This window comes from Clostridium sp. FP2 (assembly GCF_011065955.2).
Taxonomy (GTDB): Bacteria; Bacillota; Clostridia; order Clostridiales; family Clostridiaceae; genus Clostridium_AD; species Clostridium_AD tagluense.
This window is the reverse complement of sequence record NZ_JAAMNI020000004.1, coordinates 48,114-64,797: the sequence shown is the minus strand read 5'-3', so window position 1 is coordinate 64,797 and position 16,684 is coordinate 48,114. Positions and strand designations below refer to the sequence as shown.

At 29.5% G+C, this 16,684-nt stretch carries 17 protein-coding genes and 1 pseudogene; 7 read left to right on the top strand and 11 right to left on the bottom strand.

The genetic code is table 11. The annotated features are described in order from the left end of the window. The first annotated feature begins 340 nt into the window (after nucleotides 1-340). Nucleotides 341-559 (top strand): hypothetical protein, encoded by a 219-nt coding sequence (locus G9F71_RS26720; RefSeq protein WP_164952220.1) that lies wholly within the window; start codon nucleotides 341-343, stop codon nucleotides 557-559. A gap of 381 nt (nucleotides 560-940) precedes the next feature. Here G9F71_RS26720 and G9F71_RS26715 read toward each other — a convergent pair whose 3' ends face one another. From G9F71_RS26715 to G9F71_RS26700, 4 genes and pseudogenes are all read right to left on the bottom strand, one after another. Next, nucleotides 941-1,681, bottom strand: coding sequence for a hypothetical protein (locus G9F71_RS26715; protein WP_164952221.1), 741 nt, complete (start codon nucleotides 1,679-1,681; stop codon nucleotides 941-943). 157 nt (nucleotides 1,682-1,838) lie between these two features. Beyond that, complete coding sequence (locus G9F71_RS26710; protein WP_164952222.1) at nucleotides 1,839-2,048, bottom strand: hypothetical protein; 210 nt, start codon at nucleotides 2,046-2,048, stop codon at nucleotides 1,839-1,841. A gap of 130 nt (nucleotides 2,049-2,178) precedes the next feature. Continuing rightward, nucleotides 2,179-2,538 (bottom strand): annotated as a pseudogene (locus G9F71_RS26705) (SAM-dependent methyltransferase); the annotation flags it as partial. A gap of 493 nt (nucleotides 2,539-3,031) precedes the next feature. After that, nucleotides 3,032-3,985, bottom strand: coding sequence for an Ig-like domain-containing protein (locus G9F71_RS26700; RefSeq protein WP_164952223.1), 954 nt, complete (start codon nucleotides 3,983-3,985; stop codon nucleotides 3,032-3,034). 1,599 nt (nucleotides 3,986-5,584) lie between these two features. On the opposite strand from G9F71_RS26700, the gene G9F71_RS26695 reads away from it, so the two are divergent. Further along, nucleotides 5,585-6,190, top strand: coding sequence for a hypothetical protein (locus tag G9F71_RS26695; protein ID WP_164952224.1), 606 nt, complete (start codon nucleotides 5,585-5,587; stop codon nucleotides 6,188-6,190). 601 nt (nucleotides 6,191-6,791) lie between these two features. Here the strand turns inward: G9F71_RS26695 and G9F71_RS26690 are convergent. Continuing rightward, nucleotides 6,792-6,980 carry a hypothetical protein gene (locus G9F71_RS26690; RefSeq protein ID WP_207712091.1) on the bottom strand — a complete coding sequence of 63 codons (189 nt, stop codon included), beginning with the start codon at nucleotides 6,978-6,980 and terminating at the stop codon, nucleotides 6,792-6,794. Between the two features lie 1,097 nt (nucleotides 6,981-8,077). On the opposite strand from G9F71_RS26690, the gene G9F71_RS26685 reads away from it, so the two are divergent. The 5 genes from G9F71_RS26685 to G9F71_RS26665 all read left to right on the top strand — a co-directional run bounded on the left by G9F71_RS26685 (nucleotide 8,078) and on the right by G9F71_RS26665 (nucleotide 11,077). Continuing rightward, complete coding sequence (locus tag G9F71_RS26685) at nucleotides 8,078-8,263, top strand: glucosaminidase domain-containing protein (protein ID WP_164952225.1); 186 nt, start codon at nucleotides 8,078-8,080, stop codon at nucleotides 8,261-8,263. An 82-nt stretch (nucleotides 8,264-8,345) separates the two neighbouring features. Beyond that, nucleotides 8,346-8,750 carry a glucosaminidase domain-containing protein gene (locus tag G9F71_RS26680; protein WP_164952242.1) on the top strand — a complete coding sequence of 135 codons (405 nt, stop codon included), beginning with the start codon at nucleotides 8,346-8,348 and terminating at the stop codon, nucleotides 8,748-8,750. A gap of 283 nt (nucleotides 8,751-9,033) precedes the next feature. Next, entirely contained in the window at nucleotides 9,034-9,462 is a 429-nt protein-coding gene (locus G9F71_RS26675; RefSeq protein WP_164952226.1) for a hypothetical protein, read from the top strand. Between the two features lie 281 nt (nucleotides 9,463-9,743). Next, nucleotides 9,744-10,478, top strand: a complete 735-nt coding sequence (locus tag G9F71_RS26670) for a DUF4085 family protein (protein ID WP_224626951.1) — start codon at nucleotides 9,744-9,746, stop codon at nucleotides 10,476-10,478. 182 nt (nucleotides 10,479-10,660) lie between these two features. Next, on the top strand, nucleotides 10,661-11,077 hold the full coding sequence (locus tag G9F71_RS26665) for a hypothetical protein (protein ID WP_224626949.1): 417 nt from the start codon (nucleotides 10,661-10,663) through the stop codon (nucleotides 11,075-11,077). 1,034 nt (nucleotides 11,078-12,111) lie between these two features. Here the strand turns inward: G9F71_RS26665 and G9F71_RS26660 are convergent. The 6 genes from G9F71_RS26660 to G9F71_RS26635 all read right to left on the bottom strand — a co-directional run bounded on the left by G9F71_RS26660 (nucleotide 12,112) and on the right by G9F71_RS26635 (nucleotide 16,290). Beyond that, a complete protein-coding gene (locus tag G9F71_RS26660) occupies nucleotides 12,112-12,654 on the bottom strand; it encodes a hypothetical protein (protein WP_164952229.1) in 543 nt (180 codons plus the stop codon). A gap of 147 nt (nucleotides 12,655-12,801) precedes the next feature. Then, complete coding sequence (locus G9F71_RS26655; protein WP_164952230.1) at nucleotides 12,802-13,242, bottom strand: DUF3021 family protein; 441 nt, start codon at nucleotides 13,240-13,242, stop codon at nucleotides 12,802-12,804. 12 nt (nucleotides 13,243-13,254) lie between these two features. Beyond that, entirely contained in the window at nucleotides 13,255-13,692 is a 438-nt protein-coding gene (locus G9F71_RS26650; protein WP_164952231.1) for a LytTR family DNA-binding domain-containing protein, read from the bottom strand. Nucleotides 13,693-13,928: 236 nt separating this feature from the next. After that, nucleotides 13,929-14,351 carry a GNAT family N-acetyltransferase gene (locus G9F71_RS26645; RefSeq protein ID WP_164952232.1) on the bottom strand — a complete coding sequence of 141 codons (423 nt, stop codon included), beginning with the start codon at nucleotides 14,349-14,351 and terminating at the stop codon, nucleotides 13,929-13,931. 527 nt (nucleotides 14,352-14,878) lie between these two features. Continuing rightward, entirely contained in the window at nucleotides 14,879-15,718 is an 840-nt protein-coding gene (locus G9F71_RS26640; RefSeq protein WP_164952233.1) for a hypothetical protein, read from the bottom strand. After that, nucleotides 15,718-16,290 (bottom strand): RNA polymerase sigma factor, encoded by a 573-nt coding sequence (locus G9F71_RS26635; protein ID WP_164952234.1) that lies wholly within the window; start codon nucleotides 16,288-16,290, stop codon nucleotides 15,718-15,720. The genes G9F71_RS26640 and G9F71_RS26635 overlap by 1 nt, the downstream gene beginning before the upstream one ends. Nucleotides 16,291-16,684 lie beyond the last annotated feature (394 nt).

Genomic DNA, 16,684 nt, shown 5'->3' with positions numbered 1-16,684 from the left:
TCTTCTTTAATATTATTAACAATTAAAGCTATTACTATTCTGTTACTATTATAGTATATCATTTTCATTAAAAAAAGTACAACTTTTTTTAATTTGGTATGAATGTTTTTTGGTGTGAAATTATTAATTTTAGGCTGCTTTTTTACCTTTGCTATTTGAAATTTTATATTTTTCTTTTATTAACGCTATGTCACACCTTGCAGCTAGGGATATATTACAATAATTTATAAAATTTAGAATTATATTCATTATAATGATATACTTATAAATAGGTTGTAGTTGTTGTATTTAACTGTGTAATGAGGGTTATTTATATATTTGTGTACAAGGAGGGATTAAAATGAAAGATAATATGAAGAGTTCAAAAGTAGGACTAATTATTTCTGTATTTACAATTATTATTGCTTTAATAACCTTTGTATATGCAAGAATTAAAGGAATGCCAAGTTGGACTGAGGGGATTATATTAGTTTCTGTTATTATCATTTTTTGTAGTAGTGGTATTTCAAACTATAAATCACATAAAAATAAAGACAACAATTCTAAAGAAAATATTTAATCGGTACAAAATATCCTTATAGTATGATTCAAATCCTACATTTTTCATTTTTAAGGAATATGTTTAAAATATATTTTAAAGTAATTAAAACACCGATATATTCAAAAAATTCTTTGAATATATCGGTGTTTTGGTAATATATGTATTAACGTATAAAATCCCCGTTTCGCGGCTACTACCCCATGTAGGCAATGGACAAAGGTATTACAAAAGTAAATTAAGGTTTCTAAATAAAAAATAACTATAAATGCCTAATGTACGGGTACAGGCGACATACGTGTAAAAACCGGCCACGTGATGGATATTAATTCCAATACGTGGCTTTAGTTGTTGAACAATATATGAATGTTGCGAAGTTTTGTATAAACATATATTATCTTTTTAATCAAAAAAATCTATACTTTCCATTTGTAATATAGCATCTTTAAATTTATACTTAACTACAAATTCACCAGCACTTGTAACTCCAATTCCCAATGGTACTATTGCAAATAAAGTATTGTTTTTAACTTCATACCTTGTATTATCATTACCACATCCTATGCCAATTTTTGAATAAGGCGGTGTCAATCTTCCCTTCTTATTTATCGTAATCTTTTTATGCTTCAAGGTTACTTCAAAATGTTCTGGAAATTCCCTTAATGTTATTTTATTCTTATGAAGAATAATGATAGGATTTTCAACTAATACTTCATCAAAAAATTCCTGCCTAATTACATGAACTTCTCCATCATACACGCCAGTACCATATCCTTTGCATAACTGAACAATAATTTCTTTCTTTCCATCTTTGTCTAAATCAGCAAGTGTTAATTGAGGTGCATAGGTAGTGTTGTTATTTACATTTTCCCATCTGAAATATTTTTTTCCACCATTTATTTGCAATATAAAACCCTCATACATCCCAAAATCCTTATCATCATTAACATAGTAAAGTTTAATATTAGAATTTGATATTTCAGCAACAAGTTTTTTTTCATCTACATTATATATATTATCCCAGAAATCACTGTCACAGTTTTGTGTGGGATTGTCGTATGCTCTCACATTAACACCACTAAATATAGAAAAGATTAATAAAAATACAAGTGAAATCTGGAATAATGCTGATTTTTTATTCATATATCACCTACTATTCTTATTTGTTTAAGAATAGTATTAGTTATTTTAAATTTGCTATACTTAATTTAATACGCAACAAATTACGGTTTTGACGTAACTTATGGAAAATGTGGATTAAACACAACAGCCTATTAATTTCATCTGGTACATGGAATGCTTATAGTTCGTTTCTGTTAATTCGGTATTTACGCTTAAACAGGTATTTCCCCGTTGTAACAATAATAAAATCCTTATCTACTGACAAAGCAGATATATTTACCTTTTTACTATTTTTACCAGCAATAAAAATCGAAGTCGGTCCATTATTTTCTATTATTAAATGGTTTATCTGTTTTAATATTTCAATTATTTCTTTCCTTTTCATCATACCATCCTCAACTTCCAGTTATATAAACAACCTTCACATAGTTATAACTAATTCATTCTTTCTTACAAGGTAAGAATACACTTAAAGACATGAATAGTGAACCCTTTAAGAAAATTGTGACGTAATTTCACTATTTAACATTCTTACCCAAGTAAAAAAATCCATTTGATTTATTACCATTCATCGTTGTATGTGTAACTGTCTCTACCTTTATATTATTAAAGTCTAAGGTAATTGATTCTATCCAACTTAAATCATGATGTCTAAGTACAACTCCCTCTGGCAATTCAAAGACACCATATTTGTTATATTTATCTTCATATATTTTATATCTCTTTACATTTCTTTCGTCTGTATTTAACAAGAAATCATTTATATATAATATCCCATTGGGCATCAATACTCTTTTAATTTCATCCATAAGAAAAACTTGTTCTTTATCATCAACTATACAAGTTAATACTGCAAATAAAATTATTGAATCAAAGGTATTATCTTCATAATACTAGGTATATAAGTATATTATGTATTTACTAATTATTAAAATCTAACTATAACTATAACTATAACTATAACTATAACTATAACTATAACTATAAAATTATTATAAAATGTAATCAATACAAAGATATCCAAAAAAAATATTAAGTTTTTTAAAATTAAAGTGTGTGGAAGCCAAAAACAAGTCCTGCTGCATTGCAGCAGGACTTGTTACCCTTGGGGGAAGGGGGCATTAATTTCTTTGCTTTGGACAAGTTTACTGACTGAAACTAAGCCTATATAAAAGATGTATGTTACCGCCCAAGCGAAGCGAGGCTTCAAAGCCCCTCAGAGACCTACTTCCTGGGTTTGGGGCGGAGCATCCCATTTTCAATTAGTTAGCTGTAGACTAGACTTTTAGCTGAGGTACGAAGGTTAAAGGATGGGCTATGGCTTCCTTAACCCCAGAGGAATGCCCATGAGAGATCAAATATTGATATGTTTTAATTTATCTCATTAGTATTTATATTTTTTACATACTTTCTGTATTCTTCAATTGTCATTTTGTCCTCACTTATATCCATAATTGCTCCAGTATTAAAATCAAATTTATTTTTCATAATATAAAAATAGCCTTCGGTGTTGTCGTAGGCAGACCTTTCAAATATGTTGGTATCAACTTGCCTGAAAAATAGATCATATGCATTACAAGTACTTAGTTGTCCTTGAATTTGTTTTAAAACTCCATTGTTTATATAATAAATATTTATCCCCGATGCATTAGAACATAATATATCACCTATTAATAAAAGATCAGGCTCACCCTCATATTGATTTTCTATCTTCTTAATTAATTCTCTACTTGCATTAATAGTTTGAGGGTATGTTCCATCTGCATATTTAGATGAAGGCTGAATAACTTTAGCGTATTTACTATCAGCCTTTGAAAATGCTATTTTCACATTTCCACTATAAAGAACATCACCTTCACTAGCTCCAGCCCATACAGTTCCACCTTCAAATGAAGCTATCTGATTTTTACTGTTAACTTGATAAACATAAACATTATAAAGCTCATCATTTTCATCTTTTAATTCAAATGTATACAAACTCATTTCCTTTATCTTATCCAAATTTGCTTCATCTTTAATGTTTAACGTTAATAGCACCTTGTTTTTGTAGCCCTTCACAGTACCATTAAACCGTTGTATTCCTATCTTGTTATAATCAACCTTCTTGTCCCATGTCACAGGAACACTTTTATTGCTACCATTACTCATTTTAGATTTTAATGCTATAGGTAAGTTAAATGAATCTGTTTGAGTAAGTGTAACCTCTAGATTAGCTATAGACTTAATTTGTGGACTTGTCTTCTTAGCTGCTGCATAAACATTACTATTAAATGCACCAAACACTAAGAGACAAATAAATATGATTGCTACTTTCTTAATTTTCATAATAAAATACCTCCTATTCTTCTTATACTCTACTAGATCGTATTCCTACATTGCGTATATTTAAAATAACTTTAATATATTTTTACAATAATTATTTAGGTAGATTACATTTATTGAATCAGCTTGACCAACATCAATATAATGTACTTTTAAATTGTATTGTAGTTGCTAGGAATAAAAATAATACTAATAATGATAATATTTTATTTTTTGTTATTTTCTTCAATTCCATCATCTCCCTTTGGTATTATATCATTTTTTATTAAAGTAATTTTAATTCAAAAAAAACAAATTATTTTATATACTTGAATTGCTTGCCATTTCCTTGATGGCTCTAGATAAGGACCACTTGCGGTAAAAACCTTAGAACATTTCCATAATAAAGCTCGCGTTTTCATTAAAATAGCAAATCAAAAATTTAATAATTGTCCCAAAACCTACGAGTAGCTATTTTATGAGAAAACCGTTAGCTGGCGCAGGAAACCTATACACTTTAGACAACTACTAGACCATCTTTATTTCCGAGGAAAGAAAAAGAGTTTGTACTATCAAAAATCAGTATGCTAGCTATAGGGGTGAAGTAATTATCTGAAAACTAAACTTACTTAATATAATATTTAATAAAAATATTATGTAAGTTATTTAATGTTAATAAATTAATTTAAACACATAGCTAACCCCAAGGTACATGAAAAAAGTATTTAGTTTTTTAAGATAGTAGTATGACGAAGAAGAAAACAAAACCTGCGGCAATGCCGCAGGTTTTGTTACCCCTGGGGAAAGGGGAGTTAATTTCTTTGCTTTGGACAAGTTTACTGACTGCTACTAAGTCTAAATAGAAAGATACATGTTGCGTTAGCTAAATAGAATATTTTATTTACTTGCAGTGAGTAAGATTGTCCAAAGCTTCCTTTTGGACCAGGAGCAGTGAAAGCGCTTGTGCCACATCAGATTTTCGCATGAAGTATGAAGGAGAAAATCTGATGTGAACTAGCCTTTGATTGCTCCTGCTTATGAGTACATAAGTTATATTACATTCTAACCGATTGTAATCTTTTGAGTAATATCATACATACATTTTTTGTACTACAATTTTAAGTAATAATGATATAATTAAATAAATGTGCGAGCTGCGAAGCAGCACGCAAATGCGTGATGTTTCCTCTTGGAAGTGGAAGTAATTCTATTTTCATTAGTAAGTTATTAACATACAGTAGGGAAACCCTATCAGGAAAGGTCTAACCAACCACCTGTACCTAGTCCTTGGAGCCGAAGTGGTAACATTAGGTTTAAGCGTAGGGCGGGGAACAAACGAGCCGAAACGAAAGTGAAGTTATTGAGCCACGAAATGATTATCAAAATGAAGAGGTCGATACTGTGTTTATTGTAGCAGACAGCATTATATACATCGTAATGGTAAGAGGTATATAACTCTTCCGGGGTCTGAGTGCTTGGCGAGTCTGACGATAAGTATGTTATTAGAACAGCTGAGGTCCTATAATGTCTGAGAAATCAGTATGCGAAATCAAGCAAGGGAACGAGCAAGACGAACAAATGTATTATAGGAAGTCCGACTAACTCATAGTACCATAGAAATCTGTGAAAGCAGTTGGAGGGAAGGGGTTAGCACAACATAGCTTCGAGCTAGGATTAGGTTGGGCAGAGATGGAGATAGAAGTTGACGACAGAAAATATTTTTCAGTTCCAAGTTGCTTATCAGATCCATTAAAAGATTTGCTGGAAGGTCTATTAAGCATAATACCAAGTTGCGTTCCTGAAGATGAATTAAAATCTATGATTGCATTTAAATGGTATCTGGAGCCAGCAGCTGATAAATGGACTTTAGAGTTAACAGATGACTTGAAATTGAAGATTGTTATTGAGGAATTTGAAGATGAGTTTGAAGATGAATTTGCTGATAAAGGGAAAATAGGATTTGATGTAACGTGCAATCTTTTAGACTTTTTAAATGAAGTTATTAAATCATTGGAACAGTTATTAAAAAAGCATGGTTTTGTAGGATATAAAAATACTTGGTATTTGCAGGATTTTCCCATCAGTAGTTTTCTCAAACTTAAATATTATTTAAATTACCAAACAACATACCCGACTTTGAAGGAACTAAATGACGGTGCAATAAAGTTAGAAAAAAGTGATTTAGAACAAGATGTAAATTTACTTTTAGGTGATATTGAAGAGAATTAACTGATTCGGAATCTTCTTATTTTGCGTCACAACTGAATATGCAATTTCAGATAAAAGATTACATTCATATTTTGAATGGAGCCTTGAGTTATATATGTTGTTAAGCATTTAGTTAAATTTAGTTAAGTGATTAAGATTTTGAATATATTATTACATGTTAATCTAAACCATATGTTTTGAATGATGAAATAGTAGAAAGAGTTATTAAGGTATTTACAGAACAATTAGATTTTATATGTTTATATGAGAATCAAATATCTAAATGGCATGATTAAAAAACCTTAACAACTAAAATTGAAGCGGATATTGCTAGATTTCAGGTGCAACTCCAAGAGCTTAGTAAATTGCTACTTAATATTTTAGCTCTAGCGATGAACTTAAAAATGGAACTATCGAAAAAGTAATCCCGGATTATTCATGAACTTAAATTCTATGATTTTAATGTTGGTGTACGGCAACGATTCGTGTAAAAAACAGCCATAAGAAAGTAGTTCCATTTTTGATGAACTACTTTCTTATGGCTGTTATGACGTACTATATAACATTATGAAGAAAAACTTTTTTATTAAAATAACCTACTATTATGTATCAATTACTTTGTTTAAGTTTTTATTTTCCAAATACCTCTCTTAATTTTGATTATCTTACATTTACTCGCTAATTTTTTAATTATATTGATTATTGCAGGAGAACTTATTTTCAGTGCATTTTTTGCTACCTCATGGTTTATACAAAATATTTCTTCATGAAAATCCTTATCAAACTCTTTATTTTCTAAAATATATTCCAATTTTTAGAAGAGAATATAAAATTCTAAGAATTATTGATACAATTGTGGAAATTATAGTTAATAATCTTAATGTTAAAGCTAATTTCAGAAAGAGGTGAATGATTGAATCTCCATAGTAGAGCTAACGCGGCATCGTTCAATAGTTCGTTTCAGACATTGAGCAACTTTCGTAGCTATCATCGTTTAAGTATATACTTAAGGTGATAGCTTTTATCGGCTCAACATCTGAATCCGAGCCTGTTCATTTCACGACGTTCAGTAAACCCATATAACTATCCTATACCCTCATTCATGCTCTTTTAATATGTAATAAGTCTCTATTTCACTGCATAAATGGTGTCTAATTGAGAATATACACTTCTTTATGCATTATTTATATCTAATGTTACAAAGATATATTTTGATTTGCACATAAGATTTAGAACTATTATAATATGGTGAATGATACAAATATAAACAACTATAAATCAGCTACCTTATTTCGTAGAGGTTCTAATATAGAAAAGGGGGGTAAGCTTTGAATATAACATTTAAGAAAACTGTATTTGCAATTATATTAATTGCCATGTTTGGTCCTGTTATAATGACAATAATAACAAGTGCACCACAATTAATGAGAATTTTAGCCAAATAACAGTAGTTACTCTGTCACTACTGTTATTTGGCTTCTACTAGGTACATCCTTTTTATTACTTCTAAGCATATTATATACACTTCTATATATTATGGAAAAAGGAGAAATAAAGTTAAACGATAAAAACAATACAACATAAAAAATGTTATATTGAACCAAAAGGAAAAAGTCATTTGGGCTCCAGATGACTTTTTCCTTTTATTAAACATGATGTTTTATATTACTAGGATGCTATTTAGAATGTACGCCTTAAAAATAATCTTCTCCAAATCTTAAAATTCTCTCCCCTCCTCCATATATATAAGTTAAATCATCACCTGCGGTGATGTAATATTAACGACTTCAGAAGGAAATTTATATTCCCACTAATATTTTTTTCTCTGCTATAGTATGTAGCACCCACTTATATAAATGAGTGACCTACTTCTGAAATGTCGTTAAAACCCCAAAGGAGGAATCACCCATGAACAAAACCCAAATAATAAAATCCCTAATCCCAGGAGCATTACTATCCTATGAAAAATACAATATCCTTCCCTCATTCACCATAGCTGAGGCTATACTCGAAACAGGCTGGCTCCAATATGTCAAATCATCTCCTGCGGAGCTGCAATTAACGACTTCAGAAGGAGATTTAGACTTCTACTAAAGTTTTATTTTTGTTATAGTATGTGTCTCCCACTTATAAAAGTTGGGGACTTTCCTTCTGAAATGTCGTTAAAGATAATAACATCTTTGGAATCAAATGGACAAATGGTTTCGGCTATGAAGTTCAAGAACTTAACACACATGAGTGGATTAATGGAGTCAAAACCCCCATGGTGTGCAAATTTAGAAAGTATGATTCTCTAGATGATAGCATCTTAGGCCATGGAAAGCTTTTAAACTTCACTAGGTACAAATCTGTAATAACATCTAAAGACTACAAGGATGCCTGCCAGAACGTTTATAATTCAGGTTATTGCAGCGATAGCGAGTACCCTAAAAAACTAATGGCCATAATTGAAGAAAATAAGCTTTATATTTATGATGCTCCTAGATCTAAAATCTCTAAAAAAACTAGTAGTACATTGTCTTGGAGTCTCTCCAACATAAGTCTGAATCACACCAGTAGGAACCTTAAACCATATTCATAAAGGTAAAGGTACTTTACGTAGATATTCGTAATTGTTTTGTTATACTTTACACGCACAATTTTATAGGGTTTTTGACCATACGTGAAGGCATACCTTTACGTATGGCAATTCGTTTTAACATCAAACTATAGTTTATAAAAATGGTGTTTAATGGTATGATTTTTCTAGTGATTAAGTCGCAACGGTAATATAATGTGCTGTAAGAGGGTGGATATCTTGAAGGATATAGCATTAATTTTTACAAAGATTATTTATATACTAGTTGCAATTGGAGGGGGTCTACATGAATAGTTCATTCTATAATAGGCAAGATCAATTAATAGGTGTATCTATAAAATTAATGGATAATATGCTAAAAGGCGGAACAATTGCATTAAAAAACTTTATAGACAACGAGTTTGTAAAGTTGCCTGATCCTATATATTTAGTTTATAAGAATTGTTTATATATGGTAATTGAAGGTAAAAATCCAGAACAATTAAAACTATTAATGGAATTTGAAAAAATATCATGGATATGTGACAGAACAAGTAAGGATGATTTGAAAATAATTGCTATAATACAATCACTAATTCCGATTATACAAGAGTATGATATATCAAGTTTTATTGATATTATTTATTGCTTACTACCCAAAAGAAAAGCTGATGAAATTTCAGACAATACAAATTTTATAAAGGAATATATAGAAGAAACGTACAATCAAAAATAAATTCTGGAATATTTTGATTTAATTATTATCTAACAATCCACGAAAAGATAAATTTCTCATACTATATGAGATTTATCCTTTTTATTAGTTGGTGTAGCGGTACGGCAACGATCGATTGCTTCGCTTCTTTCTAATATTGTTCATCTATCGCAAAAATACAATTGATGAACAATTGTAAAATAAGATGCTGCAATGATTCTCATATTTGAGTATTGACATGAGTGATTGTAGTAAACGTAAAATATAGACAACTTTTATTTGGAGAGGAGAAAATTAAAACAATGAATTATTTTACTAAAGAGTGGTATGAATTATGTCAAAATACTAGTGGCAATTTGCATTTGGAGGAAGATGAACAAGCAGAATCTTTCTCTGAAGAATATTTTCAACAATTGTACAATCAAAAATTAACAGAATTCCTAGGTTCATGGAAAGAAATAACCCGTATTACACACGACCCATTTGACAGTGAAAAGTTGTCGAGACAATTTGAAGAAGGATTTATATATAATCAGGAACATATCAAAAAAATATTACCTACAGAAATATTAAAAATGATAGCAGATATTCGGGTTTATGTATTGGATAAGGCATCACGCCAAGTAATAAATGATGTAACTATATTTTGTAAAAACAATAAAAAATTAGTAAATAGAACCATTACAGAATATAATAACTATTATAAAAAAGCATTGAAATCATTTGACAAAGACATGGTTGAAAATATACACTTTCATGATTGTAGGGTTATTGATATAAAGCAAACAGAGCAGTCTTTATCAATATTATTTGATAATTCAGGCGGATTTACTGATATTTATGAAATACAGTTTGAAAATTATAAGATAATAAAGCAAGATGCTTTGCTGCAAAACGCTTGGTGGATTTATGACGAAATTTATAAAACAAACGGCAAATATGAATTACAGGTTTTGCTTCAAAATAAGGATATGAATTTGGTGGAATTTAGTGTTTCAGCTGAACACATTTACTTTAAGAAAAACCAAGAAAGATAAACGTAAAATTTGGTTAGTTGACATTCTTCATAAACTACGTCCTAAATAAATATACGTTTTTATTTTAAGCCGTATTTTCGAATGAAGCTTTGAGTTATATAGGTTGTTAAGCATTTAGTTAAATTTAGTTAAGCGATTATAGTTTTTTATGGTACTATATTATAAAAAATATAGTATTTGAAATGACTAAAATAATGGAGAAACAACAAAATTGGCACCCTATAAGTATGCCACCTATGCTATCTACAATGATATCTGGTCAACTAGAAGAAGCTAAAAATCAATATGAAAATCTTTTTAAGGCACAATCTAAACCATATGTTTTGAATGACGAAATATTAGAAAGAGTTATTAAGGTATTTAGCGAACAATTAGATTTTATATGTTTATATGAGAATCAAATGTCTAAATGGCATGATGAAGAAACCTTAACAACTAAACTTGAAGCGGATCTTGCTAAATCTCAATCACAGCTCCAAGAGCTTAGCACAGTTATACCTAATATTTTAGCTCTAGCAGATCAATTAAAAAGTGGAACTATAGAAAAGGTTATGAAAAAAAGTGATTTGGAGCTTGGATTGGAATTTTTCAATAAATAACTCCAGTGACTTGTAAATTCGGAGTTATTTCAATACGCTAAAAACACACTAAAATGTCTTTTTAGCGTGTTTTTATATTATGCCTACCACAGAAGAATACTCCAAAATGGGATGTCTCAAGTTTGTGAAGTTTCACACGACCCGTAAGACTTGACCCCAGCAAATACCACTTGTGGTAAAGACCTTAGAACATCTCTCATAATAAAGCTCGAGTTTTCATTAAAATAGCGAATCTACAATTTAAACATTAGCCCAAAACTTATGCAAAGCTATTTTATGAGAAAACCGTTAGCGGATGTATGAAACCTCTACATTTAAGACAACTACTACACCATCTTTATTTTCCAAGAAAGAAAGATAGATTGTACTACCGAAAATCAGTATCTAATTATTAAAAACTAAATCTAAACTTAATATAATATTTAATAAAAATATGAAATAAGATAATTAACGTTAATTATTAAATTAGAAACATAGCGAACATTAATGTATCTGAAAAAAGTATTGAATTTTTAAGATAGTGGTATGTTGAAGACAAAAACACTTTCTGCGGCAAAGCCGCAGGAAGTGTTACCCCTGGGGGAAGGGGGAATTATTTTTTTTGCTTTGGACAAGTTTACTGACTGCTGCTAATACTAAAAAAAGATGCATGGTACGGTACCTTAATAGATTATTTTACTTAAATGCAGTGAGTAAGATTGTCCAAAGCTTCCTTTTGGACCAGGAGCAGTTAAAGATCTTGTGCCACATCAGATTTTCGCATGAAGTATGAAGGAGAAAATCTGATGTGGACTAGCCTTTGACTGCGACGCCTTAGCATTATAATTATCGATTTATAATACATTGAACGTAACAAGTCAATACGTTAAGTTACATTCAAACTGAAATTTTCAAGGAATAGGCAATAGCCCCAAAGTGAAAGTAACACAATTACATTTGTGTTACTTTCACATTATTAATAGAAGTAACCCTACATCTAATGATTGTTAACTGTATGAAATAGCAATATTTACTCCTAACTGTACATTGAGATTTTATGAGAACTTTTTTTTCTTGCTTTCTCTTCTTAATTTCCTCTCTTCTCTTTGTGAATGAATAACATTCCAAAAACCAGGTACTCTCATGTATATAACTATAGTTCTTCCTATAAATAAAGAAGTTAGCCTTACAAGATAGGCCGTTGCATAATCTAGTCCTATTTCTTGAGGTAAACTTGTAATTAGATGGCTCAAAATCGTTCTTATAGGAATTGATATAATGAGAAAAAGAAGCATTTGCCAGCCACCTTTTATATAAAGATTTCCGTCTTCTTTTCGGTATATTTTTGTAATGAAGCCAGCAATAACACCACATATTAATCCAATTACTATAAGCATTAATATTCCTGGAGCTGCTTGTTCAATACCACCTTTGATTTTTTCAATCACTGAAATTGTAAGCCATATAAAAACTATTGGTAAAACAATATATTTTTTTGCTTTAAAGCTCCTTTCAGCAACTTGAATATATATAATATATATAATTAATGTGATTACAATTATAATATTTGTTAATGATGTTACTTGAATATTACCCATGCCGAAATCTCCTTTTTAGATCATAAAAAAAATATACAGCATAGTAAAACTAATGTAAATATCAAAATAGGTATGTCGTCTTAGGGTATCAGTAAGTGGTCAAAAAAGGGTAGCAAGCTGTAGCCTCCACCCCAAATATTTATTCATTTACTCCTTATCGGAATGACTAGGCACCTTTTTCATGTTTTCCAATTTTCCGTTAATTTCTTTTGCATCCTTTTTATATACCTGCCAACTTAAAAATCGGAGTACCAAATAGATAACTGCAATTTCAACCGCAAATTTGGCTAACTGGATGTATCCCGCGGCAATCCCTAATATATGAGCTAATAATAAAAGAATTACCTCAAGTATAATGAAGTGAATGCAAATTCTGACACGTGTCTCTTTCCCGCTCATTTCATTTGGAGAATAAAGAATAAAACTCGTCAGGTCACCTGCCAATGAGCCAATCATAACTGTATATAAGTCTTTTATGTTTAATGCAAATCCCGATTCACTGTTTAATGCTGTTACCACAAAAATAACTACCCCAAATATGATAAAATAATCCTTTATGAGCTTTTTTATAAATTCTGATATCTTCAAGTTTTCTTCCTCCTACAATCCTAATCTCTTTTTAAGAACCGACACATATTGCCTAGATATGATAACTTTTTCACCATTATCTAGAGTTGCCTCAAACCTGCCGCTCATTGAGGGCTGTACAGAAGAAATTTTTGCAATGTTTACAATTGTTGACTTAGATGCACGAAAGAAATTTCTGAATTCAAATATTTCTTCCAGTTCATACAATTTCTGCTTTGATTCAAATACATTTTCTTTGCAGTAGACAAATACCTTATTGTCTACTGCCTCAAAATAAAATATATTTTCCCGCCTAATTCTATGTATAATCTCTCCATCATAACCAATTAATACATCATTATTTGTCTGTAGTTGCTTTATAATCTGCAAAACTTCGCCATCTAGTTCATGACATTTAATGATAATTTCTTCTTGCTGATTTTTATCAATTTCTTCAATAGATATTTTCATGGTTACCTCTTTCTTTATAGTATTAAAAATAAATAACTTTTATATCGCTGTTTAATACAATTTTCACTAATGATATATATTCAATCATACCATAATTATTATAAATTAAGTATATTTACAATTCTTTAAAAATGGGTAATAGCCTCAAAGTGAAAGTAACTCAATTGGTATTGTGTTACTTTCACTTTCCATTTCATATGAATAAAAATGTTAACATTTTTGCTATTACATAATATCTAATTCTCAACATATTTTGATTCAAATGGATACTTTGAATAAGCAGTTTTATGCTTCTTAAAACCTAATTTTTTATAAAAGTCTTCGTTCCCAAATGTTGAAGTTAGGTGAATAGTCATAAGTTCTTCTTCTTTTAACAATAAATTCATTAAACCTTTTCCGACACCTTTTCTCTGATATTCAGGTAACACGGCTACATCAAATACAGCACCATAACATATACCATCAGATAACATTCTACATGAGCCTATTAACTTCGAGCCATCCCACGCCGTAACAACCTTATAGCTTGCTTGAAATGCAGATTTAATTTTATCAAACTCTCTATTTTCTATAAAACGTCTTAACATTCCCACCCTTTCATATAAAACGAAAAGTTCAGACCAATTAATACACTGTATTGAAAGTTTATAAGAAATCATTTTTATCTCTCCTTATTTTATAAAAAAATCATATTAAAAGAAGTATATATGATTACGTCACGTAAGTATCAAGCTAATTATCTGTATTTTGTTATACATAATTTATTAAAAGTTCGTGTTATATCAACCTAAAGTTCGTTTATTTTATAGTGAGATCATGGAAGCTAGTTATATAGCCAGAGTTCGCGTATCGGATAAAACACGAACTTTGACTTTCTTGTTTAGTATGTAGTTAACATATTCGTTTAATGATACTTATTCTATATCATTTTGAGGTTACTATCCTACTTAGAATTTTTTTAAAAAAAGAGGTACGATATAGCAAGAATAATCATGATTGCACCAATTACAAAAGAAACTATGGTTAGTAGTCATTTATGACTACTAACCACTTTTCCTTGCCTAAATGCAAAAATAATAATAGCTATAAGACCTACAATAATGACTGTAGTATACGAAATATTAGGTAGAAAATTTCAAGAAAAGTAGCCAAGTAGCCACTTTTCTTGCAATTTATCTTTATTTATTTATTTATTTATAACAGTCTTAGCCATTTCAATCATTGCAGTTTTGCTAACATCATCATAAGCACAATTTATAATACAATATTCAATACCACCTTCATACCAAGTAACACCTTGACTTTTATATTCATTAACAGAGTCAGAACCATAATTTATTTGTACAGTTCCTTCATTAATTAATTTTTCATCTTCTTTTGTTTTTACATAATCTGCTGGAACATCTTTACGGTAAATAGTTTCATAATATATTTTTATACCCTTATACTCAATTATGTTACCATTAGTATATTTATCTTTATTATTGTTTATTTCATTATCGAAATAATTTTTATTAATAGATGTTGCACTCAAGCTTAAAATTTGACCTTTTGTAGCTCCATCCTTCTTATAGTAAAAGTCTGCAGTCTTAACCTTAACAACTGTATTGCCCTGATCATTTTTTAATGCAGCATTAGAGGCATTAAATTCATTAAACATAAATCCACCTTGAAATTTTTCTACATATTTTGGTGAAAAACCTACAGTGCTTTTTACTTTATCAGTTGTTGGAAATGTAAATGTATTAGTTATATTAGCACTTGACGAAGTTGAAAACCATGAAAAACTATCTTTTGTTGTTGCTACACAAGTTACTGTAGCTGCTATACATAAAAGCCCTGCTATTAAAGCTATTTTAGGTTTAAAAAATCTATATTTCATATTATTAAACGCTCCTTTTTTCTCTTTTAAAATCTCAGTTCTAATTTTAAAAAACATATTTTCCGGTGCTGAAATATCTTTTACTTTATTGTCTAAGCAATCTATAATTTTTTTATCTATATCATCATTTAATTTTATGTTCATTAATTTCCACACTCCTTTTCTTTTAAAACAATACATTTTTCACTATTTAATAAGCTTTTCTTTAATTTTTTCCTTGCACTATAAAGCCTTGACTTTACCGTCCCTTCAAAGCATCCCATAACTTTTGAAATTTCATTTATTGATAAGCTATTAAAATAATAAAGTATTATTACTGTCTTATTTTTTAAATCCAACCGCTGAATTTCAGCATGAAGTGCTTCTTCCTCTTGACTTACTAAGTACATATTTATTGACTTATCAATATTTTCATCATCTGCTTTTTCAAAAATATTTTCTACAGGTAATATTTTTTTTTCTTTACCGGCATGCTTCCAAGCAATTCTTGTGAGGATTTTGAAAAACCATGATTTGAACTGCTCTGGATTTTTCAAGCTCTTTGCACTTAAATAACACTTAATAAATGCTTCCTGCACGATGTCTTCACTTGAAAATTTATTTTCTGTAATAAAATATGAATATTTAAGGGCTTGATTTTTATATTTTTCAAATATTTCACCTAAAGCGTTCATATCACCAGACTGGATTTCTTTAACAAGCTCTATTTCATTCACCTTAATATCCTCCTTAGCTTTTTTAGATGCATCTATATATAAGAGCTTTCAAACTATCAATTGGTTCATTTTACACAAAAATTATTTATTTTACCTAAAAATTAGAAAACTCTTATTATTAATTCTTACAATGATAAATACGATAAATATATATTGAATTTAATTATTGCTATTATTATTTTAGTCTTTTATAAAATGTTATATATTAGGTATCAAAAAACAATGTCGTGAAATAATTAATTGAACTAAACCGCTAACAGCGGTGGCAGACGAGTGCTAATTACGTTAATTTAATTTTTATTTAAATAAAATATAAAGAAGTATCCTATTTGACTAGGATACTTCTTTATTATAATGCACACTTCCTATAAACTTTTATTGATGAAATAAAAAA